The following is a 25,831-nucleotide window of genomic DNA, read 5'->3' as shown; positions in this document are numbered from 1 at the left end:
ATGGACACCCTCCACAGCCTAGAGACACCCGCGGTGGTGATCGATCTTGACAAGCTCCGCCGCAATCTGGCGCGGGCGCAGTCCGCCGCCGATGCCGCAGGGCTGGCCCTGCGCCCGCATATCAAGACCCACAAGTCGCTTCGCCTTGCCCAAGAGCAGATCGCGCGGGGGGCCGTGGGCGTCACCTGCCAGAAGCTGGCCGAGGCCGAGGTGATGGCCGATGGCGGCATCGACGACATCCTGCTGACCTACAACATCCTTGGCGCGGCAAAGCTGGCCCGGCTGCGGGCGCTCGCCGACCGGTGCCGCCTTGCCGTGACCTGCGACAGCGCCGCCGTCGCCGAAGGTTACCGGCAGGTGATGGCGGGTGCGGACAGGCCGCTGAGCGTTCTGGTGGAATGCGATACAGGCATGGGGCGCTGCGGCGTTCAGACCCCCGAGGCCGCGCTGGATCTGGCGCGCGTTCTTGAGGCGGCGCCCGGGCTGCGGTTTGGCGGGCTGATGACCTATCCCGCCGCCGGGGGCGTTCAGGCCTCGCGCGACTGGCTGGCGCGGGCGGTGGCGCTGCTGTCGGACCACGGCCTGCCGCCACGGATCGTCACCACGGGCGGCACCCCGGATATCTGGGACGCGATGCAGCCGGGCATCGTCACGGAGTATCGCCCCGGCACCTATATCTACATGGACCGCAGCCAGATCGCGGCAGGGGCCTGCACCAGCGAGGAGTGCGCGCTGCAGGTGCTGGCGACGGTGGTCTCGACTCCGGCGCCGGGTCGCGCGGTGATCGATGCGGGGTCAAAAACGCTGACCTCCGACGCGATGGGCCTCGAAGGGTTCGGGTTTCTGCCGGACCACCCCGAGGCACGGATCGTGACGCTGAGCGAGGAGCATGGCGTCATGGATGTGTCGCGCTGTGCGGTGCCGCCGGAACTGGGCGCGCGCGTGCGGATCATCCCGAACCATGCCTGCCCGGTCTCCAACCTCTTCGACACGGTCTGGCTGCTGGATCCAGAGGGCGGCGCCACGCCGCTGCGCGTCGATGCACGGGGATGCGTGACATGACGGATCTGTCGCGGCTGAGCCATGTGGCGGGCAAGGCCAGCCACGCGCTGTCCCGCCTTGTCGAGGTGGTGCTGATCGTGCTGATGGCGGCGCTGGTCCTTGACGTCTGGATCGGCGTTCTGGACCGCTACCTGTTCAGATGGCAGCTGAACTGGCCCGAGGTGCTGGCCCGCTACCTGATGATCTGGACCGTGCTGCTGGCCATTTCGGTGGGGATCGCGCGGCGCGAGCATATCGGCCTGACCATGTTCATCGACCTGCTGCCGCAGGGGCTGCGGCGCGGCCTGCTGCTGCTCAGCGACATTCTGGCGCTGGCGCTGTTCGCCTATCTGTTCTGGTTCGGCGTAGGCTTTGCCCAAGGCGGCGCCACCCGGCAGGCGATGATCTTCGGCATGACGCTTGGGCCCGCCTATGCGGCCATTCCGGTCTCGGCGGGGCTCGCCTTCGTTCAACTTCTCCTCGTGGCCCTCAGGGATCGCGGCACTCACGATCTGCGGGATCGCGCTGAAAGGAACTAGGCATGCTGATCGGGATACTTTTTGTCGGTCTTCTGATGATCGGATCGCCCATCGGCTTTGCCATCGGCATCGCGGGGCTCGCCGGAATTGCCGAGATGGGCAATGAGCGCATGCTGGCCATGGGCCCCAGCCGGATGTTCAACAGCCTCGACATCTTTCCGTTTCTGGCCATGCCGTTCTTCATTCTGGCGGGCGAGATCATGAACCATATCGGCATCACGTCGCGCCTGATGCGGTTCGCGCATATCCTTGTCGGGCATTTCCGCGGCGGGCTGGCCCATGCCAACATGGTCGCCTCGGTGATGTTCGCGGGGCTGACGGGCGCCGCCACGGCGGATGCCGCCGCCTTCGGGCGCACGCTGGTGCCGGAAATGGTGGCGCAGGGCTACCGGCGCGACTATGCCTGCGCCGTCACGGCGGCGGGGTCGATCATCGGCCCGACCATCCCGCCTTCGGGCATCATGGTCGTCTATGGCTCGCTGATGGGGGTCTCGATCGGCGGGCTCTTTGCGGCGGGCATCCTGCCCGGGCTCGCCATCTGCGTGGTCTGCATGCTCATCATCGCGCTCGGCGCCAGACGCAACGGGCTTCCCGTCGCGGCCCGCCGCGCCAGCTTCCGCGAGGTGCTCCGCGCGTTTCTGGATGCCACCACCGCGCTGCTGATGCCGGTCATCATTCTGGGCGGGATCCTTGGCGGCATCGTCACCCCGACCGAAGCCGCCTCCATCGCGGTGGCCTATGCGCTGTTCGTGGGCTTCGTGATCTACCGCAACCTTGACCTTGGGGCGCTGGGGCGGATGCTTCTGCAGACCGCCGTCATCAGCGGCGTCATCTTCGTCATCATCGGCTTTGCGGGCATTCTGGGCTGGTGGATGAGCTTCAACCGCATCCCGCAGGACATCGCGAGCGGCCTGCTTGGCATCTCGGAAAACCCGCAGATCCTGCTGCTGCTCATCATCGGCCTGCTGCTGGCGATCGGCATGGTGATGGATGTCACCGCCATCCTCATCATCCTTGCCCCGGTGCTGGCGCCGATTGCCGCGCAGATCGGCCTGCAGCCGATCCATGCCGGGATCATCTTCGTGGTGGCGCTCAACATCTCGCTGATGACACCGCCCGTGGGCGCCTGCCTGTTCGTCCTTTCCTCGGTCACGGGCGAGCGGCTTGAACGGATCGCGGCCAAGCTCTGGCCCTTCCTGCTCGCCCAGATCGGCGTGCTGCTGGTCTTCGCCTTCTGGGAAGACGCGGCGCTGCTGATCCCCCGGCTGTTCGGCTTCGTCTGAGCGGTCGACCCTACCAACAAGAAACCAGAAACCAACAAGGAGAGAGACTGATGAAACGCACCCCGATCTATGGACTGGCCCTGACGGCGCTGCTGGCCCCCGGCATGGCCGCCGCACAGGATCTTGTGATCCAGCTTGCCCATGACAACAACCCCGACCCGTTCGACAATCCCGGCCATGCCTGCGCCGCGGTCTTCGGCAACATCGTCCGGTCCGAGACGAACGGCGCCGTCGATGTCGAATTCTTCCCCAACGATCAGGTCGGCACCAATACCGAACAGGTGCAGATGACCCGCGACGGGGTGGTGCAGGCGACCATCTCCTCCACCGGGGCCATCGCCTCCTATTATCCGAAGATCGACGTGCTGAACCTGCCCTTCGCCTTCAGCGGCAATGCCGCCACCTACGAGGTCTTCGATGGCCGCTTCGGCGAGATGCTGAAAGCCGATATCGAGGAGGAGCTGGGCGACGTGGTGGTGCTGGGCTTTCCCGATACCGGCGGTTTCTTTGCGGTGACAAATTCCTCCAAGCCGATCACCGATCTGGCCGATTTCGAAGGGGTGCGGGTGCGGACCATGACCCTGCCGTCGCATCAGGTCATCATGAACGCCATGGGGGCGGAATCCTATCCGCTGGCTTGGGGCGAGCTGTATTCGGCCCTGCAGACCGGGGTGATCGACGGTCAGATGAACCCGGTCCCGATCATCTCCTTTGCGAATCTGGGCGAGGTGCAGGGTTACATGACCCTGACCAACCATCTGTTTTCGCCCTATATCTTCATGATGAACCGCGCGGTCTGGGAGGATCTGAGTGCCGAGCACCAGAAGATCGTCACCAGTGCCGCGCAGTCCTGCGTGACCGCCTCGCGCGGGCTGGCCCGGATCATCGAAGCCTCGGATCGCGGCGTGACCGGCCTGTCGGACCTGATGGAGATCTCCGCCCTTGATCAGGCGCAGCGCGACGAGATGCGCGACGTGACCCAGCCCGCCTTCGAGGCCCATATCGCCGACCAGCTGGGCGAAGACGCCGTGGCCCTGCTCGACGTGCTGAAGGAAGAGGCTCAGGCGGCGAACGACGCCAGCTACCTCGTGTCGAACTGACCTCTCCCCTGTCTCCGGCGCCCGGTCGGGCAACCGGGGACAGGATCGCCGCGCCCAGTCTGGTCTGGCTGCCGGTCGCGCCCGCCGCGTCACAGGCCGTCTGCAAGAACGAGGATTTGGCCGGAGGGCGTCCTGCTGGCCTGCATCCTGCGCAGGCGGAGCGGAGAGTTGTCATAAGCGGAAGCTGCAAGGCGGCGCTGGTCTGACCGGCGCCGCCATTTTCCGTGTTGCAGGTTTATGCGTTAATATGCATGATTGTGCAGAATCATGCGGAGTCATGCAGGTGAGCCTGAACATTCCTGAAATGCGGCTGAAGGTGCTGCGCAGGCGCCTGCTGGACGGCGAGCCGCTGGTTGCTGCCCGCATCGCCGAAGAATTCGACGTCTCTCTCGACACCGTGCGGCGGGATCTGATCGCGCTTGAAGCCTCGGGCGAGGCGCGGCGGGTCCGGGGCGGCGCGCTGCGCCCGGCGGTGCCTGCCGAACCGATGGAGGCGCGGATGCTGAAAACCCAGCCCGCGCTGCCGGGGATCGCGCGCAAGGCGCATGCGCTCTGCCAAGGGCGCAAGACGCTGCTGCTGGATGGCGGCACCACGGTGCTTGCGCTGGCCCATGTGCTGGAGCCGGAGCGTGGTCTGCTGGTGGTCACGTCCTCGCCTTGGGTGGCCGTGGCCTGCCAGACAAAGGGCATCGAGGTGCTGATGCTGGGCGGAAAGCTCAGCGCGGGCGGCGGGATCAGCGTGGGCCTCGACACCGAAGCCCAGCTTCACGATCTGGCAGCGGACATGGCCATTCTGGGCGCCTGCGGGCTTGAGGCCGCCTTCGGGATGAGTTCCGACGACGCGCTTGAAGCTGGCGTCAAGCGGGCGATGGCGCGCGCCGCCGCCGCCACGGTTGTGCTTGCCGACAGATCGAAACTCGGCCAGAGGGCGCGTCACCGGACGCTGCCCGCCGCCGCGATTGACCATCTGGTGACGGATGCGGACCCGGCGGAGGTGGAGGATCTGCGCGCGGCGGGGCTGGAGGTGCATCATGCCTAAACTTGTAACGCCGGTGGGGGCCGTCTGCGCGATGTTCGCCCTCAATGGCGGGCTGTTCGGGGTCTGGGCCTCGCGGATCCCGGCCTTCACCGCAGAATTCGCGCTGACGCCCGGCACGCTGGGCCTGCTGCTGCTCTGCCTTGCGGGCGGCGCCATCCTGTCCTTTCCGGTGGCGGGGCGGCTGTCCGACCGCATGGGCGCCGCCGCACTGACCAAAGGGCTTGCGCCGCTATATGTCACGGCCCTCTGCCTGCTGGCCGTCGCGCCCAACGTGCCGCTGCTGGCGGCGGCGCTGGCGCTGTACGGCGCATTGTACGGCGCATTGTACGGCGCGATGGATGTCGCGATGAATTCCTGGGGCGCCGAGGTGGAACAGGCCCGGCAGCGCCACCTGATGTCGCGGTTTCATGCGCTTTACAGTCTGGGTGCGGGGCTTGGGGCGGCAACCGGCTATGCGGCGGTGTCGCTGGGGATCGCGCCGGGGCTGCATTTCCTTGGCGTCGGCGGGGCCGCCACAGCACTGGCTTGGGTCTTTGCGCGGGTGCCATGGGCATCGGCCCGCGCCGCCGCAGACGAGGGGCCGCGCTTTGCCATTCCGCGCGGGCCACTGCTGATCGTGGGGCTTGTGGCGCTGGCGGCGGCGGTGGGCGAAGGCGCCATGGCGGACTGGAGCGCGGTGTTTCTGGCGGATGTCACCGGCACGTCGGACGCTTTGGCAGCCTTGGGCTATGCCTGTTTTTCGGTGGCCATGGTGGTCACCCGGCTGTCAGGCCCGGCGCTGATTGCCACGCTCGGGCCTGCGCGCACAGCACAGCTCAGCGGCGGGTTCGCCGCAGCGGGTGCCGCGCTGATCGTCTGGTCCGAAGGGCTGCCCGTGGCGCTTCTGGGCTTTGGTCTGCTGGGGGCGGGATATGCCACTATCATGCCGCTGGCCTTTTCCCGCGCCGCAGCGGGGGCGGGGCGTGCGCAGGGCCGGGCCATCGCCAGCGTCGCCACCCTTGGCTATGGCGGGATGCTGCTGGGTCCGCCCCTGATCGGCGCGCTGGCAGAGCTGGTGGGGCTGCGCCACGCCTTTCTGCTGTTGGCGGGCCTGTCGCTGCTGATCGTGCTGCTGTCCAACTCCCTGCAGCCGGACAGGTCCGCAGGGCCGGACCCCGCGCCGGGCCGGAACGCCAGCTGAGGGCGGTGGCGCGGGAGCATCGCGCGGCAGCGGCTGTTCGGCGGGATCAAGTGGGGGGCGGTTTCTGCGCAAGAACCGCCCGCCCCTGGCCCAGGACCGGAGGCCCCCCATGACCCATAAACCCCTTTCCGTCCTCACCGGCGCCTCCTCCGGCATCGGGCTGGAGCGTGCCCGGCTCTGCGCGAAGGGGCGCATCCTTGTCACCGGCTCCATCGCGGGGCTGATGCCGGGCCGCTGTCAGGCCGTCTGCAACGTCACCAAGCCTATCTCGACAGTTTCAGCTTTGCGCTGCGTGACAAGGTGAAGGGCAGCGGTGCCTGATGCCGGGGCCCACGGCGACCGAGTTCTTCGACCGCGCCCAGATGGGGGACACGCCAGTGGGCAGAAACGACACCAAGGACGATCCCGCCCATGTGGCCCGGATGGGCTATGACGCGATGAGGCGCGGCGACAGCGGCGTGGTCAGCGGCTTCATGAACAAGGGGCAGGCCGCCTTTGCCGGGCTGATCCCCGACACGGTGCTGGCGCAGATGCACCGCCGCATGGCGGAGCCGGACAGGAACGGCTGACCGGCGGGATGGTCAAGCGGCGGGCTGTCGCGCTAGGAATACGGCGCCGCGACGCTGCGGTTCCATATCGGCACCGACACCGAGGGGCGGAAGGGCTTTGTCACCATGCTGATCCGGACCCGGCCCGGGCGGGACGATGCGGTGCTGCTGCAGATCTCCGAAGCGGCGCGCGATGCGGTGACCGCGCAGGTCACGCCTGTGGCGGGAAAGGCGCTGTCCGTCTCTGTGGAGATCCAGATGATGGATCCCGTCGCGGTGGTGCGGGCCAAGGTCTGAGCCGCTTCAGGCGCCAAGCAGCAGCTTCAGCGCGATGGCCCACATGACCAGCGCGATCCCGCCTTCCAGCAGGCGCCATGCGGCGGGGCGGGCAAAGACCGGTCGCAGCGCCGCCGCGCCAAAGCCAAGCGCGAAGAAGAACAGGAAAGACCCGGTCATCGCCCCGGCGGCAAAGCTCGCCTTCTGCGCGCCGAACTGAGTGGACAGGGTGCCAAGCAGCACGACCGTATCCAGATAGACATGCGGGTTGAGCCATGTCAGCGCAAGGCAGGTCAGCAGCGCACCCGCCAGCCCCGATGGCTCCTGCGCCGGGGCGGCGGTCAGCACCTCGCGCGAGCGGAGGGCAGAGCGCAGGCTGCGGGCGCCATACCAGATCAGGAAGGCAGCGCCGCCATAGCGCATCAGCGGATCCACCCATGGCAGCCATGCCGCGATCCTGCCGAAGCTGGTGACGCCGAGCGCGATCAGCAGGGCGTCTGACAGCGCGCAGGTCAGGCAGATCCAGACCACATGCTCGCCCTTCAGCCCCTGTCGCAGCACGAAGGCGTTCTGCGCCCCGATGGCCATGATCAGGCTGAGCCCCATCGTGAGCCCGGTGAAGTAGACTGTCAGATCCATGCACGCCCCTGCCGTCTGTTTCCGCTGGCCATAGACCAGCGCGCCGGGTTAGCCAAATTAAACAGCCTAACCCCGGATTAGGAGATCTTATGCTCGACTACCCCGCTGCCAGAGCCGTGCTGCTTGTCGTGCAGAGCGGCAGCTTCGAAAGCGCGGCGCGAAGCCTTGGCATCACGCCTTCCGCCGTGTCGCAGCGGGTGCGGGGGCTTGAAGATCGGCTGGGCGTCATTCTGGTGGCACGCGGCACCCCCTGCACGGCCACGGAAGAGGGCGCATGGCTCTGCCGCCACATGGAACAGGTGGGCCTGCTTGAGGGGGAACTGGCCGGGCGCTTTCCGCAGCTGCAGCTTGGCGGGGCGGCGGCGCCGGTGACGCTGCACATCGCCACCAATGCCGACAGCCTTGCGACATGGCTGCTGCCCGCGCTGGCGCCCTTTACGAGGGAGAGTGGTCATCTGGTCGACATCGCCGTGGATGACGAGGAGCATACGGCGGAGTGGCTGCGCCGGGGCCGGGTCATGGCGGCCGTTACGGTGCTTGGCAAGCCGGTGCAGGGCTGTCAGGTGAAGCCGCTTGGCAGCCTGCGCTACCACGCCACCGCCAGCCCGGAGTTTGTGCGCCATTTCTTTCCACAGGGGGTGACGGCGCAGGCCCTGTCCGCGGCACCTGCCCTGACCTTCAACCAGAAAGACCGCCTGCAGCAGAGTTGGGTGCAGCGGCAGCTTGGCCATGCGGTGACGCTGCCCACCCACTGGCTGCCCTCGTCGCAGGGCTTTGTGGATGCGGGTTTGGCGGGGATGGGCTGGGGGCTGAACCCGATCCACCTTGTGCGCGGGCATCTTGCCTCGGGCCGGCTGGTGGAGCTTGTGCCGGGGGCGCCGCTGGATGTGCCGCTGTCATGGCAGATCGGCCATCAGGCGGCGGGCAGCATCGCTTCGCTCACCAGTGCCATCGTGGCAGAGGCGAAGCGGGCGCTGGTCTGAATTGGCTGCAGCGCCTGCGCCACCGGCCTGTGAGTTATCCCCGCAGGCGGGGGATGGATCTGTGGATGAATGGGGGCTTTTCCCTTGCCCCCTTGGCCTGCGGCTGACCTGCCTAGAAAAGAGGCACTTCTGCGCGCGTGCCCCGGGGCCGGTCGGAAACTGGCCCCGGGCATGGCCGGGACGGGCGCTCAGATATCCGCCCGCTCGTCCGAACCGCCAAGCTCGACATAGCGGCGGGTGACCGCTTCGATGCTGTCATGCAGGGCGGCGGCCATGCGGCGTTCCTCGTCCAGATTCTGCTGCAGAAGCAGCGTGGCCGAACTGGCACCGCAAAGATCGGCGGTGGTGATCAGCGAGACATAGGCCGCGATCTCGAAATTCTCGAAGGCGTGATTGGCGAAGGTGTTCTTGAGGATCTCGTCATCGGCCATGGTGTGACCCAGCGCCGCCAAGGTGCCGCTGAGCGCGGTGGCCGTGTCCTTGAACCCCGAGGCGGAGGCATCGACCTGCTCCAGAACCTCGTCGAGGCGGCGCAGCTGGCCTTCGGTTTCCTCGATATGGCGCTGCAGCAGCGCCGAAACCTCGGGGTAATGCTGCAGCCGGTTCACCTGCGGCTGCATGATAGCAAGCGCCTGCTTTTCCATGGCATGGGCGTTCCGCAACCCGCTGAGAAACACGTCCTTTGCGCTGATCGTCTTGGCCATATCGTCCTCCGGCATGGGTTTGAGGTCCATGAACCGGCCCGGGGCGGCGTTGTTCCAGCGTGCGGATCCCGCCTCAGGAAACGGGGGTGGGCAGGGCCCGCGCCTCCGGCTTTTCGCGCAGCATCAGCATGGCGGGGGTCACCACCAGCGTCAGCACCGTCGCGATGATCAGCCCGCCCGCAATCGCGCTGGAAAGTTCGGTCCAGTACTGGGTCGAGGGCGCGCCGAACAGGATCTCCCGCCCGATGAAGTCGATGTTCATGCCCAGCACCATGGGCATGAGCCCCAGCGCCGTGGTGACGGAGGTCAGCACCACGGGCCGCAGGCGCTGTGCCCCGGTCCGCACCGCCGCCTCCATCGGCGACAGGCCCGTCTTGCGCAGGTCGTTATAGGCGTCGATCAGCACGATGTTGTTGTTCACCACGATCCCCGCCAGCGCGATGACGCCCACGCCCCCCATCACCACCCCGAAGGGCCGCCCGGTGACGATGAGCCCCAGCAGCACGCCGCCGATGGAAAAGATGATCGCGCTCATCACCACGAAGGACTGGTAGAAGCTGTTGAACTGCACCACGAGGATCAGGAACATCAGCCCGATGGCGGCCACGAAGGCTGCGGCGAGGAAGATCATCGATTCCTGCTGGTCCTCCGCCTCGCCCGCGAATTCGTAGCTGGCGCTGTCGGGCAGGTCGGCCTGATCCAGCGCGCTGCGCAGCGCCGTGACCTGATCGTTGACCAGCAGCCCGGAGGCGACATTCGCCTCGATCGTGGTGACACGGCGTTCGTCGATGCGCCGGATCACCCCGACCCGCTCCACCGGTTCGAAGGTCACGAAGTTGGAGATGGGGACCAGCCCCGCCGAGGTGGGCACGCGCAGGTTGGTCAGTTCCGCCAGCGAGCGCGAGTCATTGGGAAACCGCACCCGCACGTCAAGCTCGCCATCGGCATCCGGCGGGCGGTAATCGGTCACGGTCACGCCCTGCGTCAGCAGCTGCACCGCCTGACCCAGAAGGCTGACATCGGCGCCAAAGCGCGCCGCCTCGGCGCGGTCGACATTGATCGCGACCTCGACGCCGGGCAGGGGGCGGGTGTCGGTGACATCGGTAAAGCCGCCGATCCGCTCCATCGTGGCCAGCACCGTGTCCACCGCAGCGCCCTGCTGGGTAAAATCCTGCGTCGAGACGCGCAGGTTCACCGGCTTGCCGCTGGAGGGGCCGCCGCTTTCGGTTTCCACCTGCACGTCGATGCCCGCGATATCGGCCATCTTGTTGCGGATTTCCGCGCCGATCTCTGCGGCGGGGCGGCGGGTCTGCCAGTCGACCAGATCAAGCTGGATCGTGCCGATCACATCCTCGTCGCCGCCGCCCGCGCTCATGGTGGAACGGGCATAGATGCTCTGGATGCCGCCGGTGCCGATCAGCCGGTCCTCGACCTGCCGCACCAGATCGTCGCGTTCATAGATCGACAGGTTGTCGCGGGCGCGCACCTGCACCTGCATGAATTCCGGTTCGATCGACGGGAAGAACGAGATGCCGCGCCCGAACTGGCCGTAAAGCGCAAAGCCCCCCAAGAGCAGCGCCAGCGCCAAGACGACGGTTGTCCATGGCCGCAGCAGCGCGCGTTCCAGCAGCCGCACATAGGCGCCGGTCAGCCCGCCGATGGTCCGCGGATCGCCGCGTTCTGCGGCCTGCAGCGCGGATTTGGCAGCAGCGGTGCGCGGCTGGTTGCGCCCGATCATGCCGCCGATCACCGGAATGAAGATCAGCGCCATAAAAAGCGAGGCCCCCAACGTCAGGATCACGGTGATGGGCAGGTATTTCATGAACTGGCCGATGAGCCCGGTCCAGAACAGCAGCGGAAAGAACACCGACAGCGTGGTGGCGGTGGAGGCGATGATCGGCCATGCCATGCGCTTGGCGGCATGGGCATAGGCGTCGCGCGGGCTGTCGCCTTCCTGCAGGCGCCGGTCGGCCAGTTCCACCGTGACGATGGCACCGTCCACCAGCATGCCGACCACAAGGATCAGCGCAAAGAGCACGACGATGTTCATGGTGAATCCCATCGCCCAGATCACCGCCACCCCGGCAAGGAAGGCGCCGGGGATCGACAGGCCCACCAGCACCGCCGACCGCAGGCCAAGCGCAAAGACGATCACGACCATCACCAGCATGATCGCCGCCATCACATTGGCCTCCAGATCCGACAGCAGCGTCTTCACCTGTTCGGACTGGTCCTGCAGATAGGTCACGCGCAGGCTGTCCGGCCAGTCGCCGCTCATCTCGTCGATGACCTGCTTGGTCTGGGCCACCGTGTCGATGATGTTGGCGCCCGACCGCTTGGTGACCTCCAGCGCCAGCGACGGCTGGCCGTCGATGCGGGCATAGCCGGTCGGATCCTCGAAGGTGCGGCGCACGGTGGCGACATCGCCAAAGGTGACGACGGTGGTGCCGTCCACCTTCACCGGCATCGCCATCACATCGGCCAGATCCTCGATCAGGCCCGGCACCTTCAGCACGATGCGCCCGCCGCCGGTCTCGATGGCGCCCGCCGCGATCAGCTGGTTGTTGCGCTGCAGCTGGCTGGTCAGGCTTTCGAAGCTGAGATTGTAGGTCTGGAACACCGTGGGGTCGATCAGCACCTCAAGGAATTCCTCGCGGGCGCCGCCGATATCCACCTCCAGCACGCCGGGCAGCGCTTCAAGCCGGTCCTGCACCTCTTCGGCGATGTCGTTGAGCGTGCGTTCGGGCAGCGGCCCGGACAGGACCGCCGTGATGATCGGGAAAAGGGCGGTGTTGATTTCGGTGACGTTGAGCGTGGTCGCATCGGCGGGCAGATCGGGCTGCACCGTGTCCGCCGCCTCGCGCACCTTGTCGAGCGCCTCGTCAATGTCGCCGCCTGCGGCAAATTCCAGCTGCACGCTGGCAAAGCCCTCGGTCGCCTCGGCGGACATCTGCTCCAGCCCTTCGATGGCGCCGAATTCGGCCTCCATCGGCTCGATCAGCAGCCGTTCGGCATCGGAGGGGCTGATGCCGTCCAGCGTGGTGCTGACATAGACCAAGGGCAGCGGCACCTCGGGATTGGCCTCTTTGGGGATGGCGATATAGGCGACGGCGCCGACGGTCAGGATGATCGCCAGCAGGATCATCACCGCGCGGCCCCGGGAAAAGGCGGCGTCGATCAGCGCGTTCACGGCTGATCCTCCGCCAGCGCCTGCGGGATCGCGCTGCTTTCGGTGTCTTCCGGCGTCTCGCCTTCGGCGTGCTGGCTGCGCACCTCTTCGCCATCGCGCACGAAGCCCTGCCCGACGGTGATGATCTCGGCCTGTTCCACCAGCCCGGTGACCCAGACGCTGTCGATCTCGGTCTTCACGATCTCGATGGGGTAAAAGGCGACATGCCCGTCCTCCACGGTCTTGACGCCAAGCTGCCCGCTTTCGTCCAGCGAGATGATCGAGGGCGTGACCCGATGCGCCGTGGCGTCGCCGGTGGGGATGGTGACCTGCGCCGAAATGCCCGCCGGGATCTCGCCGCCGGGATTGGTGACCTCGATCTCGGTCAGAAAGGTCCGCGTTTCAGAGGCGGCGGCGGCACCGACAAAGCTGACGCGGCCCTCGCGGGTCTGGCCGGTGATGAAACTGACCTGCGCGGTCTGGCCTTCGCTGATCCGGCTCAGCGCCTGCTGCGGCACCTGAATGGCGACGGTCAGCGGATCATTGTCGACGATGCGGGCAATGGTGGAGCCTGACTGCACATATTCACCCTGACTGGCGGGCAGGGTTTCGATCCGCCCCGCAAAAGGCGCCTCGACCACAAGGTTCTCCATCGCCTCCTCGGCGCTGGCCACATCGGCCTCGGCGGTGGCAAGGGCGGCGCGGGCCTCTGACAGACGGTCCCGCGTGGCAACGCCCCGGTCAAACAGCTGGGTGGCATTGTCGAATTCGCGCTGCGCGTTCAGCCGCTGCGCCCGGGCCTGCGCCAGCGCCGCCTCGGCGCGGGAGGAGTTCAGCCGGGCCAGCAGGTCGCCCGGCGCCACCCGGTCGCCCTTGGCGAAGGGCATCTCGATCACCGTTCCGGCGGTCTCGGCGATGACATCGGTATCACGGTCGGGCAGCGCCTGACCCTCGGCCCGGAAGCTGAGCGTCACGGGTTCGGCAGCAGAGCGGGTGACCATGACCGAAGGCGGCGGCGGATCCTCGGCGGCGGTTTCCGCGGCAGGCGCCTCGCCGGGAAAGATGATGCCGCTGCCCATCCAGCCGACCAGCGCCACCACCAGCGCAACCGCGATCCAGATCGACCGGGACGCGCCGCGATCGGTCTCAAAGCGCAGCGGCTCGGTCGGTGCCGCGGGGGCGGGATGGTCGGTCATGCTGGTTCCCCTTGCTCATGGAGGTGTGATCGCGCCCTCTGGCCTGCGCCTTTACATACCGACGGTCGGTCGGTAATCAAGGCCACCGGTCAGGGAGAACGGAAACGTGACTGCGAAGCGTTCCAGAATGTCCGCCAAGGACCGCAAGACCGTCATCCTTGACGTGGCAACCGGCCTGATCGCCACCCATCCGTGGGAAGACGTGACGGTGGCGCAGATCCACGAGGCGGCGGGCATCTCCAAGGGCGGCTTCTATCATCACTTCACCTCCAAGGAGGATGTGCTGACGGCGGTGCTGATGCGGCTGGCCGATGCCAGCACCGCCGCCGGGCAGGCGGTCTATGAGCGCAGCGAGGGCGGGCCGGTGGCACGGTTCACCACCTTTCTGGCCGCCACCGCGCGGTGGGAACTGGCCCATGCCGACCAGATCATGGGGGTCATCCGCATCGCGCTGCGCGAAGGCAACGAACCCATCCTGCTGAAGCTGGAACAGGAGGCGCAGCGCCGCGCCACGCCCCTGATGCGCACCCTCGTGCGCGCCGGGGTGGAGCAGGGGGTCTTTGACGTGGTCGATGTGGAGATGACGGTCGATCTGCTGCAGCGCGCGTGGCGCCTGCGCTGGGTGGTGCTGGCCGAGGCGCGCCAGCGCTGCGCGGCGGGGGATCTGTCCGGCGGGCGTGCGCTGCTGGAACAGCGCCTGCAGCTGGAGGAACGGATGACCAGCCGCCTGCTTGGCTGCACCAACACCCCGGTCCGGATGCCGGACCCGGAGGAGTTTGCGGACTTCCTCTGCTCCGCCTAGCTCGGCGGGCGCGACGGATCGCCGGGCGGCTTGGCGCGAAGCCAGCCGCGATACCGGACCATGCAGCGTTTGGTAAGAGGCGCCAGAAGCTCCACGTCGAACCGGAAGCGCCCGTCAGAGACATGTTCGCGGGCGACCGACACCGGCAGCATCCAGCGCGGCAGCGGCACCGGCCCCAGCCGCCCGGCGGTCACGGGATAATGGAGCGCGCCATCCCGCACCTGCAGCCCGATCGTGAAGGTAAAGGGGCCGAAGCGTTCCTGCAGCCGCCCCGATGTGGCGGAAAGATGCGAGCGGAAGCACCGGTCGTCAAAGCGCCGCTGCCAGATCTCTCCGCGCGGCGTGACGGTCTTGGTGACCTCGACCGCGACATCGGCGCTGGCGGGCGGAAAGCGGAACAGCGCGCAGAGGAGCCGCGACCAGAGACCTGTGCCGCGCTGCACCTCGCACCGTCCCGTCCAGCGGCTGCGGTCAAGCGTCAGGTGGGTCTGCCGGATCTGTTCCGGCAGCAGGGCAAAGCTGTCGCCCAGAACCCGGGGAAACAGCGGATCATTGGCCGTGACGCTGCGGTCGCTGCGCACCCGAAGATCGGACATCGCGGCCTCGGCCTCGGCCAGCGTCACCGCCTCCACCGCCGGTCCGGCCCCGGCGGGCAGGGTGGGGCGGCGCAGCAGCGCGCGGGCGGCGATGGCGGGGATATAGGGGCCATCGCCGTCTTCAGCCAGCAGGGTCCAGCGGCGCGTCTCGTGATCGGTGATGACCGTCACCGACATGCCGCCGCGCCCGCTGCCGAAGGGGGCCAGCGCATCGGCCAGCAGCTTGACCCCCCGCACCATGGGCCGGGTCACCGGAACCGGCACACGTCGCCGCAGCAGGGCAAATGCGGCAAGCCCGTAGCGCATCACCGCCAGTTCCAGCCCGGCCCGGAAGCGCACGGTGTCGGCCCCGAAATGCGCCGGAAACAGCCGCTGGTCCGGCACCGCGATCTGCCAGCCCTGCCGGATCAGCCCGCCGGGCAGGGCATAATCCGCAGGCCCCGACCAGCCCTGCACGCGGTCCCACTGCTGGCCGCGCCAGACCGGCATCGGGCGCCCGGCCCCGGACAGGATGGACTGCATCACCGACAGGCCACGCGGCGCGCGGTTGCCGGGCAGGATCGCCACATCGATCACCCGCGGGACCTCGGCCCCAGCCAACGCCCGCACCGCCGCCGAGGACAGGGCCGGGACCGTGGACAGGCCGGAAAGCACGCAGCACCCGGCGCGGCGCGCCTCACCGTCCAGCGCAGAGATGCCAAGGCAGAAGGCGGCATCGTCGGAGAGGTCAAGGTAATGCGCCCCCGCCGCAAGCGCCGCCCGCGCCAGCCGGTAGGGATCCGCGCCATAGGCATGGAACGGACCCGCCGCGTCGATGACCACCTGATGATCCGCAACCGCGTCAAGCGGGCCCGCGCGGTCCAGCCCCATCGCCCGGCAGCCAAGATCGCGCGCGCAGGCCTGCGCCCGGTCAAGGCTGCGGCCCGCGATGCAGACATCATGCCCGTCGGCGACCAGCAGCCGCGCCAGCCGGACGCCAAACACGCCATATCCGCCAAGCAGCAGGATCCTCATCGCATCAGGCGCGCCTGAAAGGCAGGATCCGGCAGGGCGCAAAGATCGCCCCGTCCAAACAGCGCATATCGGTTGCGTGCGATGCGGCGGTAAAGCCAGCCCCGCGCCGGTCGCGGCAGCACCCGCAGCAGGCTGGCCAGCCGTCCCCAGCCGCCGAAGCGCCGCGCGGCATGCAGGGCGGCTTCAAGATCGACATGCGCCACCCCGGCATCAAGGAACAGCCAGCTTGACGGATCGTCGGGCCGCAGCCCGTAATGGCGCAGCAGCGCCGCGCCAAGCGGGGTCTGGACCGGGCAGATCCGCACGGTCCCGCTGTGGTCAAGCCGGTGGATCAGGCGCGCGCCCCAGCTGCAGAGCGCGCAGTCGGCATCCATCACCGCCACGGGCGCCGCATCGTCAAAAGCGGGAACCTGCGGATCCTGTCGATAAGAGAAGGGCGGGGCTGTCATGCCGCGACTTTCCTCCGGATCCGGGGCTGGCGCAAGCGCGCCGTGCGTCCTCGGGCGCGCAGGGCCTGCGCCACGTGGTCGCGGGGATCAGGTGAGCCCGCGCAGCAGGTCTGCGGTGTCGGGCATGCGGGCAAGGCTCGCCTCCAGCCGCTGCTGCCAGCGCGGTCCGCGCGACCGGGCCTCCTCCACGGCGTCGGCAAGATCGTCGGGGCGGTCCTCGGCCAGCACCGCGATCAGAAAGGCGGCCTGTGCGCGGTCCTTGCGGGATTTGGCCTGATCGGGGCCGCCGTGACGGCGGTCCGCCACGATCAGCTTGTGGATGGCAAAGCGTTCGGGGCGGGGGATCTGCACAAGGATGCCGGAGCGATAGAGCGCGACCGCCGGAATGGGCTCCGCGATCAGGTAGTTCAGGTAATTCAGCGCCTGCGCGCTGACGCCAAGTGCGGGCAGCGGCTTGACCCGTTCATCGCCGAACGCGGGCGTCAGGAATTCGACCATGGCCGTGCCATGGCTCTGCCGCCATTTCCAGATCTGGCGGTCCTGCACGCCCGGCACCGGATCGAAGCGCAGCGCCTGCAGGATGTCGCCGGGATTTTCCTCGACCCGGTCGCCAAGCGCGACCGACAGCCGTTCGAAACTGGCAAAATCGATGTCCCCGGTCTGCGCCAGCTCGTCAGAGCCGAACCTCACGCCAAGCTCGCCCTGATAAAGCGCATAGGCGGCGGTGCCCACCAGCGTGCCGCCCAGCCGGAAGACCCCGGCGCGCGCAAAGGCCAGCAGCAGCGATCCGGTGTCGCGGTCGGTGGCGACCAGCCCTTCGGCGCGCAGCACCCGCGCCAGCCGCGCCATGGTCTTGCGGCGCGCCTCGCCCTGCGCCTTCAGCTCGGCCGCCCGGGCCAGCCGCGCGCGCAGCTCCGGCGTGCCCTCGCCCAGATAGCGGCTCTTCATCTCGGTGCCGAGGCGGAACCTGTCGTAAAGATAGCTGCGCCCGTTGCGGTGGCGCTCCTCGATGCTGCCGACGAGCTCTGACGCGCTGTCCTCCAGATGCAGGCGCAGCAGATCCTGATAGGCGACATGGGCGGCGCGGGAATGGGACTGGACGGGCATCACTCACCTCGGATCATGTGCATCAAACTTATCTCCGCTGCAGACAAACACAAGTGCGCAGCAATGATAAGTCTGATGCACATTCCCGGCGGAAAACCTTCCCCGGCCAGATGGTCGCGGCCCTTTAGGCGCCGCTGGTCCGCGGTGCCGGGTTGCAATGTAAAACGAGCGTTTTACATATGCACCGAAGGATGCCGAAGGAGCCTTGTGATGAACCTGACCCTCAGACTGGTGGACGCGGCGGAGCGGCTCTTCGACCGGCATGGCTACATGGCCACGGGCATGGACCAGCTGACCCGCGCGGCGGGCATGTCGAGCCGCACGCTTTACAAACATGCAGGCAGCAAGGCGCAGCTTATGGCGGCGGTGCTGGCCGAACGCGACCGGCGGTTTCTCAGGCAGATCGAGGTTTCCAGCGTGGAGGCGCTGTTTGCGGCGCTTGCTGGCTGGATCCGGGACGAGGGGGCGCGGGGCTGCCTGTTCCTGCGCAGCCGGGCCGAAACCGGTGGCGACATCCCCGAGATTGCCGATGCGGTCGCGGCGCACAAGACCGCGCTCCGGCAGCGCGTGGCCGGGATCGTCGCGGCGGATCTGGGCGCGGCGCCCGATCCGCTGCTTGTCGATCAGGTGCTGGTTCTGGTCGAGGGCGCGACCCATGCGGCGGTCACGCTGGGCCCCGAGGCGGTGGAGGCCGCGCGGAGCGCGGCGGCGGTGCTGGTCGCGCAGGCCCGGGCATGAGCCCCGCCCTGCGCCTTGGCGCGACCGGCTTCGCCCTGATCGCGGTCTGCTACGGGTTTGCCCGCTTCGCCTTCGGGATGTTCCTGCCGCAGATCGATGGCGACCTTGGCCTTGGCCCGGAACTGGGCGGCGTGATCTCGGGCGCGTCCTTTGCGGCCTATTGCGCGGCCATCCTTGCCTCCGCCGCGCTGACCGAACGGCTGGGGCCCCGCGCCGTGGCGACGGTGGCGGCGCTTGTGGCGGCCTGCGGCATGGCGGGGATCGCGCTGGCCCCGTCGCCCGCGCTGCTGGCCGCCGCCGTGATCGTGGCAGGCTCCAGCACCGGCCTTGCCTCGCCGCCCATGGCCGCCGCCGTGGCAGCGGCGGTCCGCGCGCCGCACCGCGATGCGACCAACACCACGATCAATGCGGGCACAAGCGCGGGGGTGGCCCTGTCCGGCCCCATCGCGCTGGCCATGGCCGGGCACTGGCGCATGGCCTTTGCGGCCTTCGCCGTCGTGGCGGGGATGGTCGCGGTCGCCACCGTCCTTGCGCTGCCCGCGTCGCGGGGCGGCGGCCCGGCCCGGGGCCTGCCGGCGCTAAGCGCGGGGATCCGCCGCCTGATCGCCGCCTCCTTCCTGATGGGCGCGGCCAGCACCGCGCTCTGGTCCTTCGGCGGCGATCTCGGGGCACGGCATTTTGGCTGGGGACCAACCGGCACCGCGATGCTGTGGAGCGCCATCGGCGCGGGCGGGCTCGCCGGGGCAGGGGCGGGCCGTCTTGTCACCCGGTTCGGGCTTGACCGCATCCACCGCGCCTTTCTTGTGCTGATGGCGACGGGCATCCTTGCGGTCGGGTCCGGCGGTGCGCCGCCTGCGATGGCGCTGGCCGGGGGTGCGCTGTTCGGTGCGGCCTATGTCATGCTGACCGGGGTCTACCTGATCTGGGGCCTGCGCGCGCTGCCGGACCGGCCCGCGACCGGGCTGATGATCGGGTTCCTGACCATCGCCATTGGCCAGACGATGGGCGCGCCGCTCTTCGGCGTCCTTCTTGGCGCCTTTGGCGCCGGGGCCGCCGTCCCGGCTTTTGCCGTTCTGGCGCTGCTGGCGGGTCTGGTCCCCGCGCGCGGCAGAGCCTTGGCGGCGGCCTAGCGCCGCTGCCTGCGGGCCATCGCCAAGACAGCGCAGGGCGGGTGGGGAAAAATTTCTGGACGGAGCCCTAGACGACTGGTCTAATTCACCCTATCTCTCCGGTCATGAAAGACGATACTGCCCCCACCGACATGCGCACGCATATCCTTGCCACCGCTCAGAAGATCATGAGCGGCAAAGGCTTCTCCGGTGTCGGCCTGAACGAGGTGCTGACGGCGGCGGAGGTTCCCAAGGGGTCGTTCTACCACTATTTCGGCTCGAAGGAGGCCTTTGGTCAGGCGCTGCTTGAACGCTATTTCGAGCTGTATCTGGCGGCCATGGACGAGCTGCTGTCGCGGCCCGGCCTGACCGGGGCGCAGCGGCTGGCGGCCTACTGGGCGCATTGGCTAGAGACGCAGACGGCGGATGATCCGCAGAGCAAATGCCTTGTTGTCAAGCTGGCGGCAGAGGTGTCGGATCTGTCAGAGCCGATGCGCCGCGTCCTGCTGGAGGGCACCGGGCAGATCACCGCCCGGCTGGCCGAGATGATCGAGGCGGGCATCGTCGACGGATCGCTGGCGGTGCAGGGCGCGCCGCAGGAGATTGCCGCGCAGCTTTACCAGTCGTGGCTTGGCGCCAGCCTGCTGGCCAAGATCACGCGGGATGACGCGCCGCTGCGGGCGGCGATGGCGGCCACCCGGTCCAGACTGGGCTGAGCAGGGCCCGCTCCGGCGCGGGCGGCTTGGCGTCTTTCAGCTACACGACTGGTCTACTGCAAGCATGAAATCCGGGTGGGGCAGCAGCATGCCCCGCCCCCCAGCCCGCCGCGCGGGCCTCCTCCGGGGCGCCATGCCCCGCCCATGACATGACGGAAAAAGGAAGACAGACATGAAAGTCCTGATGGTTCTGACCTCGCACGACACGCTTGGCGATACCGGTCGCAAGACCGGCTTCTGGCTCGAAGAGCTGGCCGCGCCCTATTACATCTTCAAGGATGCGGGGGCTCAGATCACGCTGGCCTCGCCCAAGGGCGGCCAGCCGCCGCTTGATCCGGTCAGCAATGCACCCGAGTCCCAGACCGAAGACACCCGCCGCTTCGAGGCGGATGCCGAGGCGACAGAAGCCTTGGCGCAGACGCGCAAGCTGTCGGATCTGGACGAGGCCGACTACGACACCGTCTTTTATCCCGGTGGCCACGGCCCGCTCTGGGATCTCACCGAAGACGCCCATTCGGTTGCGCTGATCGAGGCGTTTTACGCGGCGGGCAAGCCTGTCGGTCTGGTCTGCCACGCGCCGGGCGTGCTGCGCGACGTGAAAGGCACGGACGGAGAGCCGCTGGTGCGGGGCCGCAAGGTCACCGGCTTCACCAATTCCGAGGAAGAGGGCGTCGGCCTGACCCAGATCGTGCCCTATCTGGTCGAGGACATGCTCAGGTCCAAGGGCGGCAGCTTCGTCCACGGGCCCGACTGGGCGCCGTTCACGGTGCAGGACGGTCGGCTGATCACCGGCCAGAACCCCGCCTCCTCGGCGCAGACGGCAACGCGGCTGATTGCCGCCCTTGGGACGCAGAACGCGGCCTGACCGCCACGCGTCTCATCGCGACGCTTCCTGATCGCGGCAGGGCTTCGGCGCTGTCGCGGCCAGAGGCGGCGGCCCGCCACGGCCAGGCTCCGGTCCGCGTGACGGTCCCCTCCGGCAGCGAACCCTCCGCCTCTGCGGCGTCGCCACCGATCGGGCCCCCGTGGGGGATCCCGGTGGCGGTGTTCGCAGGCGGCAGCCGCGTCGCGGGAAAGGCTGCCCCGCGCCCCGTTGCGCCGGGGCTGCACGGCTGCGGCGCATGGCGGATCCGGAGCGGGAGAGACCCCTCGCGAGAGGGTCGAAAAGCCGGTGATGCCGACCCAGTCCGGAAACATCTTTACCCGGGGTGAAAGCTGCCGGTCGCGGGTATATAGCGCCCTCCACCCGGCGCGGGCGGTGTCGCGGCCAGAAGCGCGACCAGACGCCCGGCGGCGATATCCTCGGCGCAGCGGTATCTTGATGCCTGGCTCAGGCCGATGCCAAGGCGCATGGCAGCGGCGCACGTCTCTGCTGCGGGGTCCGCCAGCGCCACGGGCGGCAGGCGCGTGATGACGCTGCCCTCCAGCTGAAGCTCCATCCGCAGCGGCGCGCCGGTCACCAAGGAGCGGAAGGCGATCATGCGGTTGCCGTCCAGATCATTGGAAGAAGACGCCGCGCCAAAGCGCCGTACATGGTCCGCCAAAGCCAGCGGCACCTCGGGCCGCCCGCCACGCCTGCGGGCAAACAGACCGCTGTCGGGGGGAACCTGTGTCAGCAGTGGGATCCGGAGCGCAGGCCACGGCGCCGCGCCCCCATGTGATCCGCGCCAGCGCATCCCGCCGGGTATCACCGCCAGAGGCGGCCAGCCAGCGGCGCCCGGCGTCCTCGCCAGCCGGACCGCCGCAGATCTGTCCCCGCCCGCATGACGGCTTCCGACGCGATGGCGGGGCCGAAGCGGGCGACCTCGCGGGCTTTCTCCTCGGACCATTCCGGCAGTCGGATATCAGGTGCCAGCGCGGTAGAGGCGGACCGTGGCCGGAAGATTGCCAGGTCGTCAGCCATCAGCTCGATCTTGTAGAACGGCGTGCAGTCATCTTCGATGATCTGCCGCAGATTCAGCCGGAACTTCTTGAGGGGGGCGTTGCTGCCCGTCTTATTTTGAAGGTTGGCCAGCCCGATCTGCCACTTTGGCTGCGCGCCGCAGTGCTTGCGGGCAATCTCATAGAGGCGGCGTTCCAAGGGGCGGCGCAGGCGGAAGTAGTCTTCCGATATGCTGATCACCTCGTTGGCCTCGATCGCGCGCATCAGCCAGTCAGACAGGACAACTTCGCAGTAGTCGAGGCGCCATTTTCCCTCTTCCCGCATGACGAAGCCGCCTTCGTCGATCAGTCCGAAGATGCGGACCTCTTTCCGGTTCCCAGTTCTGATGTTGGTCTTGAACTGGGTGCCCTGAAGGCGCTGGAAGGCGTGCTCGAGGCGCTTGTATTCCCGGCCATCGGTGTTGCGGTTCGTTCCGATCATCAGCTCGCGTGCGCTGAACCTGACCCGCTTGCCGATAGGTTCTCCTCGGTTCTTTCTGTCCATCAGCTGGCTGATGCAGAAGATCAGGATATCTTTGTCCTTGATGGTCGGCAGTCCAAGCCCGGACGGGATAATTTCCAGGCTGTTCTCCCCGCTCCGGTAGACCAGGTGGCGCATGTCGGGCTGCGTTGCGAGCGAGAACAGCGGGTGTTCCATCGACGCCATGTCATCCTTCGGCACGACATCGGCGATGTCGAGGATGAAGAAGTCTTTCTGTGGGTGTCGATCTGGAAGAAGGGCCATGGATGATTCTTAGCTCATGTTCGTGCTATCGGGAACCAAAGTTCGTGCTTTCGAGAACCGCTGCCCGAGGCGGGGTGCTGAGTGCTTCTGTTCGTGCTTTCGGGAACCCGCTCTCGTACCAAAATCGTTCGTGCCTTTCGGAACCAAAATTCGTGCCTTTCGGAACTATCCACAGGGTTAAGGCTGTGGTTTTGAAAGCATTCTGGCATCCGTAACACTACTCCGTAGGTAACACTAATAACACTAGGGCCTGTCGCCCGTATCGCACCCAGAAGCCCACCGCCTGCGCTTGTGGCAAGCGGTAGATTTGCCATGAAGAAGGCAAGGGCTGCGAGGTCAGCCTCCAGACTGAGACGGGCGGTCGATCCAGATGGCGCAGAACCTACGACCCTCCGGATTTGTAACGACCTGGCCCCCTGCGGTGGTGCAGTAGACTTGGGGATATTGGCCGAACTCGCGCGCATCACCCCGGCCCATGATCAGAAACGCCGCCAGAAGCCCCAGAACGGCCCCGCCAGCGCCGACCGATGCCAACCCACCCAGAACCCGCCGAAGTAGCGCCAAGCCTCTCTACGGGCCTCTCCTGCGGCTTTGGCGTAGTCTCTGGCGGCGGAGCTGGTTTCCGCATGGCTTTTCTCGATGGCCCTGCTTGCGGCATCGGTAGCGGCGAGGATGGTTTCCATCGCCAGCTTTTCCATCCGCATGTCCATACGCTCGGAAATAGCCTCATAGAGGGCTTGCCCGGTCTGGGCCATCGAAGCCACGCCCTGGACAAGTTGCTTGTTCAGGGCTTCGGCCTCGGTCTTGTTGAGGCTGGTTCGTTGGAGGTGCGCAATTTGCTGCCCCATGCGGGCCAGCTCGTCGGCCAGAATTTCAAAGGAATCTTTGCCTTCGCTCATGCTTCACCTACCCCGGCGCTCTGCGCCTTGGCATCGAGGTCAGCCAGAAGCCCCGCCAGTTCCTTCTGATCGACTTCCCTTGTCGCATTCTTGCGGAGGGTCGATGCCAGCCACTTGGCAATCTTGGGGTCTTTCAGGGCTTCGGTTGTGACGATGGCCCCGACAATGATCTTGCGGCGGGTGTCCTGTGCCTTTGCCCGTGTTTTGAGGCGGGCCAGTTTTGCCTGAGCCTCAGCTACCTGTTGTTCAATCGTCCGCACCATTTCGTCGCTCTGTTGCTCGTTCCGGTTGCGTTTCTTCCCGGAATGCGGATAGGGTGCAAGGCACGAAGTGCCCATTTATTCAAACGTTTCACGTTTGTGTGGGCAAGGGGGAACAGCCTTCCCCTTTGAACCCCTTGAGAGTGCGGCGCGGAAATGGCGATCTACCACCTTCGGGCCACGATGATTTCCCGCTCGGCTGGCCGCAGCGCCACGGCGGCGGCGGCCTATCGCAGCGCGTCCCACATCGAGGACCACCGCACCGGGCTTTCGTTCGATTATCGCGCCCGGGGTGGCGTCGATCACGTCGAAATTCTCGCCCCTGCCCATGCGCCGGAATGGGCGCAGGATCGGGCGGCGCTGTGGAACGCGGTCGAGGCGGCCGAGACCCGGAAGAATTCGCAGGTGGCCCGCGAATCCGGGTGGCCTTGCCCGCTGAGCTGGACCACGGGCAGCGCGCCCTGCTGGTGCGCGACTTCTGCCAGCGGCAGTTTGTGGATCGCGGCATGGTGGCCGACATCGCCCTTCATGCGCCAGGGCGCGAAGGCGATGACCGCAACCACCACGCCCATATCCTGCTGACCACCCGCGAGATCGCCGCCGAGGGCTTCACCGCCAAGAACTGCGACTGGAACGCCGTCGAGGTTCTGGAGGGGTGGCGCGAGGCATGGGCGCAGGATGCCAACCTTGCCCTGGAGCTGGCCGGCCACGCCGAGCGGATCGACCACCGCACCCTTGAGGCGCAGCGCATCGAGGCGCTGGAGCTGGCCCTCGTCGCCCAGGAGCAGGGCCACGAGGCCGAGGCGCTGGAACACATCGTCCGGGCCGTTGCGCTGGACCGTCCGCCCCTGCCCCAGTTGTCGGCGGGTGCACGGCAGCTGAAGGAGCGCGGGCAGGAGGTTGCCGCCGTCCGTGTCTGGCATGAGGTCAAGGCTCATGCCGCCGAGGTGGCGCGCGTTGCCCAAGAGCTGGCTGGGCACGTCCGGAGCTGGCTTGAACGGACAGCGGATCACGTCCTGGACAGGTTGCAACCGACCGAGGCCGGGCTTGCCTATGAAAGCGGCGGGCATGACCGCGACCGCCCGCAGGATCTTGCCGCCCGAATGCGCGAGGCTTGGGCATTGCGCGATACGCGATCAGATATCGGGGATCAACGTTCAGCGATCAGCGATCAGCGAAAAGACATCAGACAAACCCATCGCCCCGCAGAGCCTGGCTGATCGCCTGCGCGCCGGGTCGAAGGCGTTGGACCACGACGAAATCGCCGCCCGCCTGGCAGCGATCAGGCAGGGCCGGGAGGTGGAGAAGGAACACGTGGACCGGGAAGCCAAGCGTCTGCGTGCCAAAGAGTTGGAGCAGGAACGCGAGGCGGAAGTTTGGCGCGACCGGGGGCCGGGGCACGAGTTATAGATCCATCAGATCAGGATGAAGCGAAACATCCTAGGCCGTGTTGACAAAAGGGATTCACATCGTGCTACAGGCATGATTCAAGCTGGTGTCTACGATGGAGACCAGCTTGGCACGAAATCTTATGTCGGACGAAGAATGGGCGTTCTTTGAACGGTTCATTCTGGCAGTCCGTGCGCCTAACGGGCGCAAACCGACCAATCACCGCCTTGTTCTTGATGGGATTTTCTGGATCGCCCGCACGGGAGCGCCGTGGCGCGATCTTCCCGAAGAGTTCGGTAAATGGTCCAGCGTCTACCGGCAGTTCCGGCGCTGGACACTGGCAGGGCTGTGGGAGGACATCATGGAAACCCTGAACCAGAGCGGGGCCGT

Annotated in this window: 27 protein-coding genes and 1 pseudogene; 17 read left to right on the top strand and 11 right to left on the bottom strand. The window is 67.4% G+C overall.

Annotation, left to right across the window (positions count from 1 at the left end; genetic code table 11):
* From BLR51_RS06700 to BLR51_RS27685, 9 genes are all read left to right on the top strand, one after another.
* Positions 1–1,062: a D-TA family PLP-dependent enzyme gene (locus BLR51_RS06700; RefSeq protein ID WP_089845266.1), complete on the top strand. Its 1,062-nt coding sequence runs from the start codon at positions 1–3 to the stop codon at positions 1,060–1,062.
* The gene (locus tag BLR51_RS06695; protein ID WP_230795550.1) at positions 1,059–1,580 is read left to right on the top strand and encodes a TRAP transporter small permease; all 522 of its coding nucleotides are present in this window, start codon (positions 1,059–1,061) and stop codon (positions 1,578–1,580) included. The genes BLR51_RS06700 and BLR51_RS06695 overlap by 4 nt, the downstream gene beginning before the upstream one ends.
* A gap of 2 nt (positions 1,581–1,582) precedes the next feature.
* Positions 1,583–2,863, top strand: coding sequence for a TRAP transporter large permease (locus BLR51_RS06690; RefSeq protein ID WP_089845265.1), 1,281 nt, complete (start codon positions 1,583–1,585; stop codon positions 2,861–2,863).
* A 50-nt stretch (positions 2,864–2,913) separates the two neighbouring features.
* Complete coding sequence (locus BLR51_RS06685; RefSeq protein ID WP_089845263.1) at positions 2,914–3,963, top strand: TRAP transporter substrate-binding protein; 1,050 nt, start codon at positions 2,914–2,916, stop codon at positions 3,961–3,963.
* 283 nt (positions 3,964–4,246) lie between these two features.
* Positions 4,247–5,002, top strand: a complete 756-nt coding sequence (locus tag BLR51_RS06680) for a DeoR/GlpR family DNA-binding transcription regulator (RefSeq protein ID WP_165616755.1) — start codon at positions 4,247–4,249, stop codon at positions 5,000–5,002.
* Entirely contained in the window at positions 4,995–6,182 is a 1,188-nt protein-coding gene (locus BLR51_RS06675) for an MFS transporter (protein WP_242656666.1), read from the top strand. The genes BLR51_RS06680 and BLR51_RS06675 overlap by 8 nt, the downstream gene beginning before the upstream one ends.
* 109 nt (positions 6,183–6,291) lie before the next feature.
* Positions 6,292–6,486, top strand: coding sequence for a hypothetical protein (locus BLR51_RS27995; protein ID WP_089845258.1), 195 nt, complete (start codon positions 6,292–6,294; stop codon positions 6,484–6,486).
* A gap of 16 nt (positions 6,487–6,502) precedes the next feature.
* Positions 6,503–6,751 (top strand): SDR family oxidoreductase, encoded by a 249-nt coding sequence (locus BLR51_RS27990; RefSeq protein ID WP_089845256.1) that lies wholly within the window; start codon positions 6,503–6,505, stop codon positions 6,749–6,751.
* 105 nt (positions 6,752–6,856) lie between these two features.
* Positions 6,857–7,027 carry a tautomerase family protein gene (locus BLR51_RS27685; RefSeq protein WP_165616754.1) on the top strand — a complete coding sequence of 57 codons (171 nt, stop codon included), beginning with the start codon at positions 6,857–6,859 and terminating at the stop codon, positions 7,025–7,027.
* A gap of 6 nt (positions 7,028–7,033) precedes the next feature.
* On the opposite strand, the gene BLR51_RS06660 is transcribed toward BLR51_RS27685, so the two are convergent.
* On the bottom strand, positions 7,034–7,645 hold the full coding sequence (locus tag BLR51_RS06660) for a LysE/ArgO family amino acid transporter (protein ID WP_089845254.1): 612 nt from the start codon (positions 7,643–7,645) through the stop codon (positions 7,034–7,036).
* Between the two features lie 89 nt (positions 7,646–7,734).
* Between BLR51_RS06660 and BLR51_RS06655 the strand changes: the two genes are divergently transcribed.
* Positions 7,735–8,628: a LysR family transcriptional regulator ArgP gene (locus tag BLR51_RS06655; RefSeq protein ID WP_089845253.1), complete on the top strand. Its 894-nt coding sequence runs from the start codon at positions 7,735–7,737 to the stop codon at positions 8,626–8,628.
* A 188-nt stretch (positions 8,629–8,816) separates the two neighbouring features.
* Here BLR51_RS06655 and BLR51_RS06650 read toward each other — a convergent pair whose 3' ends face one another.
* The 3 genes from BLR51_RS06650 to BLR51_RS06640 all read right to left on the bottom strand — a co-directional run bounded on the left by BLR51_RS06650 (position 8,817) and on the right by BLR51_RS06640 (position 13,697).
* Complete coding sequence (locus tag BLR51_RS06650) at positions 8,817–9,332, bottom strand: ferritin-like domain-containing protein (RefSeq protein WP_089845250.1); 516 nt, start codon at positions 9,330–9,332, stop codon at positions 8,817–8,819.
* A 73-nt stretch (positions 9,333–9,405) separates the two neighbouring features.
* Positions 9,406–12,522: an efflux RND transporter permease subunit gene (locus tag BLR51_RS06645; protein WP_089845248.1), complete on the bottom strand. Its 3,117-nt coding sequence runs from the start codon at positions 12,520–12,522 to the stop codon at positions 9,406–9,408.
* Complete coding sequence (locus BLR51_RS06640) at positions 12,519–13,697, bottom strand: efflux RND transporter periplasmic adaptor subunit (RefSeq protein ID WP_089845246.1); 1,179 nt, start codon at positions 13,695–13,697, stop codon at positions 12,519–12,521. The genes BLR51_RS06645 and BLR51_RS06640 overlap by 4 nt, the downstream gene beginning before the upstream one ends.
* A 127-nt stretch (positions 13,698–13,824) precedes the next feature.
* Here BLR51_RS06640 and BLR51_RS06635 point away from each other — a divergent pair, with 127 nt between their 5' ends.
* Entirely contained in the window at positions 13,825–14,499 is a 675-nt protein-coding gene (locus BLR51_RS06635; protein WP_089845244.1) for a TetR/AcrR family transcriptional regulator, read from the top strand.
* Here the strand turns inward: BLR51_RS06635 and BLR51_RS06630 are convergent.
* From BLR51_RS06630 to BLR51_RS06620, 3 genes are all read right to left on the bottom strand, one after another.
* Positions 14,496–16,109 (bottom strand): saccharopine dehydrogenase family protein, encoded by a 1,614-nt coding sequence (locus BLR51_RS06630; RefSeq protein WP_089845242.1) that lies wholly within the window; start codon positions 16,107–16,109, stop codon positions 14,496–14,498. The two genes, BLR51_RS06635 and BLR51_RS06630, sit on opposite strands and share 4 nt — an antisense overlap.
* Positions 16,106–16,558, bottom strand: a complete 453-nt coding sequence (locus BLR51_RS06625) for a thiol-disulfide oxidoreductase DCC family protein (RefSeq protein ID WP_089845240.1) — start codon at positions 16,556–16,558, stop codon at positions 16,106–16,108. The genes BLR51_RS06630 and BLR51_RS06625 overlap by 4 nt, the downstream gene beginning before the upstream one ends.
* Positions 16,559–16,645: 87 nt before the next feature.
* Positions 16,646–17,665, bottom strand: a complete 1,020-nt coding sequence (locus BLR51_RS06620) for a nucleotidyltransferase family protein (protein ID WP_089845238.1) — start codon at positions 17,663–17,665, stop codon at positions 16,646–16,648.
* Positions 17,666–17,875: 210 nt separating this feature from the next.
* Between BLR51_RS06620 and BLR51_RS06615 the strand changes: the two genes are divergently transcribed.
* The 4 genes from BLR51_RS06615 to BLR51_RS06600 all read left to right on the top strand — a co-directional run bounded on the left by BLR51_RS06615 (position 17,876) and on the right by BLR51_RS06600 (position 21,093).
* Positions 17,876–18,403: a TetR/AcrR family transcriptional regulator gene (locus BLR51_RS06615; RefSeq protein WP_089845237.1), complete on the top strand. Its 528-nt coding sequence runs from the start codon at positions 17,876–17,878 to the stop codon at positions 18,401–18,403.
* Positions 18,400–19,533 carry an MFS transporter gene (locus BLR51_RS06610; protein ID WP_089845235.1) on the top strand — a complete coding sequence of 378 codons (1,134 nt, stop codon included), beginning with the start codon at positions 18,400–18,402 and terminating at the stop codon, positions 19,531–19,533. The genes BLR51_RS06615 and BLR51_RS06610 overlap by 4 nt, the downstream gene beginning before the upstream one ends.
* Positions 19,534–19,637: 104 nt before the next feature.
* Entirely contained in the window at positions 19,638–20,228 is a 591-nt protein-coding gene (locus tag BLR51_RS06605; RefSeq protein WP_089845232.1) for a TetR/AcrR family transcriptional regulator, read from the top strand.
* Between the two features lie 172 nt (positions 20,229–20,400).
* Positions 20,401–21,093, top strand: a complete 693-nt coding sequence (locus BLR51_RS06600) for a type 1 glutamine amidotransferase domain-containing protein (protein WP_089845230.1) — start codon at positions 20,401–20,403, stop codon at positions 21,091–21,093.
* Positions 21,094–21,427: 334 nt separating this feature from the next.
* On the opposite strand, the gene BLR51_RS06595 is transcribed toward BLR51_RS06600, so the two are convergent.
* The 4 genes from BLR51_RS06595 to BLR51_RS06580 all read right to left on the bottom strand — a co-directional run bounded on the left by BLR51_RS06595 (position 21,428) and on the right by BLR51_RS06580 (position 24,055).
* Entirely contained in the window at positions 21,428–21,772 is a 345-nt protein-coding gene (locus BLR51_RS06595; protein ID WP_089845228.1) for a type 2 periplasmic-binding domain-containing protein, read from the bottom strand.
* A 143-nt stretch (positions 21,773–21,915) separates the two neighbouring features.
* On the bottom strand, positions 21,916–22,893 hold the full coding sequence (locus BLR51_RS06590) for a replication initiator protein A (protein WP_089845225.1): 978 nt from the start codon (positions 22,891–22,893) through the stop codon (positions 21,916–21,918).
* A gap of 479 nt (positions 22,894–23,372) precedes the next feature.
* Entirely contained in the window at positions 23,373–23,792 is a 420-nt protein-coding gene (locus BLR51_RS06585; RefSeq protein WP_089845224.1) for a hypothetical protein, read from the bottom strand.
* Positions 23,789–24,055 (bottom strand): hypothetical protein, encoded by a 267-nt coding sequence (locus tag BLR51_RS06580; protein WP_089845221.1) that lies wholly within the window; start codon positions 24,053–24,055, stop codon positions 23,789–23,791. Before BLR51_RS06580 ends, BLR51_RS06585 begins: the two co-directional genes overlap by 4 nt.
* A gap of 153 nt (positions 24,056–24,208) precedes the next feature.
* On the opposite strand from BLR51_RS06580, the pseudogene mobQ reads away from it, so the two are divergent.
* Together mobQ and BLR51_RS06570 are read left to right on the top strand one after the other, a co-directional pair.
* Positions 24,209–25,272: pseudogene (gene mobQ, locus BLR51_RS06575) on the top strand (MobQ family relaxase).
* 284 nt (positions 25,273–25,556) lie between these two features.
* The coding region (locus BLR51_RS06570) for a transposase (protein WP_131821796.1) at positions 25,557–25,831 on the top strand (275 nt) is incomplete at its 3' end.

Origin of the sequence: Salipiger marinus (genome assembly GCF_900100085.1) — a bacterium.
Lineage (GTDB): Bacteria > Pseudomonadota > Alphaproteobacteria > Rhodobacterales > Rhodobacteraceae > Salipiger > Salipiger marinus.
The sequence above is the reverse complement of the archived record's forward strand: the minus strand, read 5'-3'. Positions and strand labels throughout refer to the sequence as shown.

What these genes read in the sequence shown, in the direction of transcription:
- BLR51_RS06700 (WP_089845266.1), top strand. Translation starts at nt 1, where the DNA reads ATGGACACCCTCCACAGCCTAGAGACACCCGCGGTGGTGATCGATCTT.
- BLR51_RS06695 (WP_230795550.1), top strand. Translation starts at nt 1,059, where the DNA reads ATGACGGATCTGTCGCGGCTGAGCCATGTGGCGGGCAAGGCCAGCCAC.
- BLR51_RS06690 (WP_089845265.1), top strand. Translation starts at nt 1,583, where the DNA reads ATGCTGATCGGGATACTTTTTGTCGGTCTTCTGATGATCGGATCGCCC.
- BLR51_RS06685 (WP_089845263.1), top strand. Translation starts at nt 2,914, where the DNA reads ATGAAACGCACCCCGATCTATGGACTGGCCCTGACGGCGCTGCTGGCC.
- BLR51_RS06675 (WP_242656666.1), top strand. Translation starts at nt 4,995, where the DNA reads ATGCCTAAACTTGTAACGCCGGTGGGGGCCGTCTGCGCGATGTTCGCC.
- BLR51_RS27995 (WP_089845258.1), top strand. Translation starts at nt 6,292, where the DNA reads ATGACCCATAAACCCCTTTCCGTCCTCACCGGCGCCTCCTCCGGCATC.
- BLR51_RS27990 (WP_089845256.1), top strand. Translation starts at nt 6,503, where the DNA reads ATGCCGGGGCCCACGGCGACCGAGTTCTTCGACCGCGCCCAGATGGGG.
- BLR51_RS27685 (WP_165616754.1), top strand. Translation starts at nt 6,857, where the DNA reads ATGCTGATCCGGACCCGGCCCGGGCGGGACGATGCGGTGCTGCTGCAG.
- BLR51_RS06660 (WP_089845254.1), bottom strand. Translation starts at nt 7,645, where the DNA reads ATGGATCTGACAGTCTACTTCACCGGGCTCACGATGGGGCTCAGCCTG.
- BLR51_RS06655 (WP_089845253.1), top strand. Translation starts at nt 7,735, where the DNA reads ATGCTCGACTACCCCGCTGCCAGAGCCGTGCTGCTTGTCGTGCAGAGC.
- BLR51_RS06650 (WP_089845250.1), bottom strand. Translation starts at nt 9,332, where the DNA reads ATGGCCAAGACGATCAGCGCAAAGGACGTGTTTCTCAGCGGGTTGCGG.
- BLR51_RS06640 (WP_089845246.1), bottom strand. Translation starts at nt 13,697, where the DNA reads ATGACCGACCATCCCGCCCCCGCGGCACCGACCGAGCCGCTGCGCTTT.
- BLR51_RS06635 (WP_089845244.1), top strand. Translation starts at nt 13,825, where the DNA reads ATGTCCGCCAAGGACCGCAAGACCGTCATCCTTGACGTGGCAACCGGC.
- BLR51_RS06630 (WP_089845242.1), bottom strand. Translation starts at nt 16,109, where the DNA reads ATGAGGATCCTGCTGCTTGGCGGATATGGCGTGTTTGGCGTCCGGCTG.
- BLR51_RS06625 (WP_089845240.1), bottom strand. Translation starts at nt 16,558, where the DNA reads ATGACAGCCCCGCCCTTCTCTTATCGACAGGATCCGCAGGTTCCCGCT.
- BLR51_RS06620 (WP_089845238.1), bottom strand. Translation starts at nt 17,665, where the DNA reads ATGCCCGTCCAGTCCCATTCCCGCGCCGCCCATGTCGCCTATCAGGAT.
- BLR51_RS06615 (WP_089845237.1), top strand. Translation starts at nt 17,876, where the DNA reads ATGAACCTGACCCTCAGACTGGTGGACGCGGCGGAGCGGCTCTTCGAC.
- BLR51_RS06610 (WP_089845235.1), top strand. Translation starts at nt 18,400, where the DNA reads ATGAGCCCCGCCCTGCGCCTTGGCGCGACCGGCTTCGCCCTGATCGCG.
- BLR51_RS06605 (WP_089845232.1), top strand. Translation starts at nt 19,638, where the DNA reads ATGAAAGACGATACTGCCCCCACCGACATGCGCACGCATATCCTTGCC.
- BLR51_RS06600 (WP_089845230.1), top strand. Translation starts at nt 20,401, where the DNA reads ATGAAAGTCCTGATGGTTCTGACCTCGCACGACACGCTTGGCGATACC.
- BLR51_RS06590 (WP_089845225.1), bottom strand. Translation starts at nt 22,893, where the DNA reads ATGGCCCTTCTTCCAGATCGACACCCACAGAAAGACTTCTTCATCCTC.
- BLR51_RS06585 (WP_089845224.1), bottom strand. Translation starts at nt 23,792, where the DNA reads ATGAGCGAAGGCAAAGATTCCTTTGAAATTCTGGCCGACGAGCTGGCC.
- BLR51_RS06580 (WP_089845221.1), bottom strand. Translation starts at nt 24,055, where the DNA reads ATGGTGCGGACGATTGAACAACAGGTAGCTGAGGCTCAGGCAAAACTG.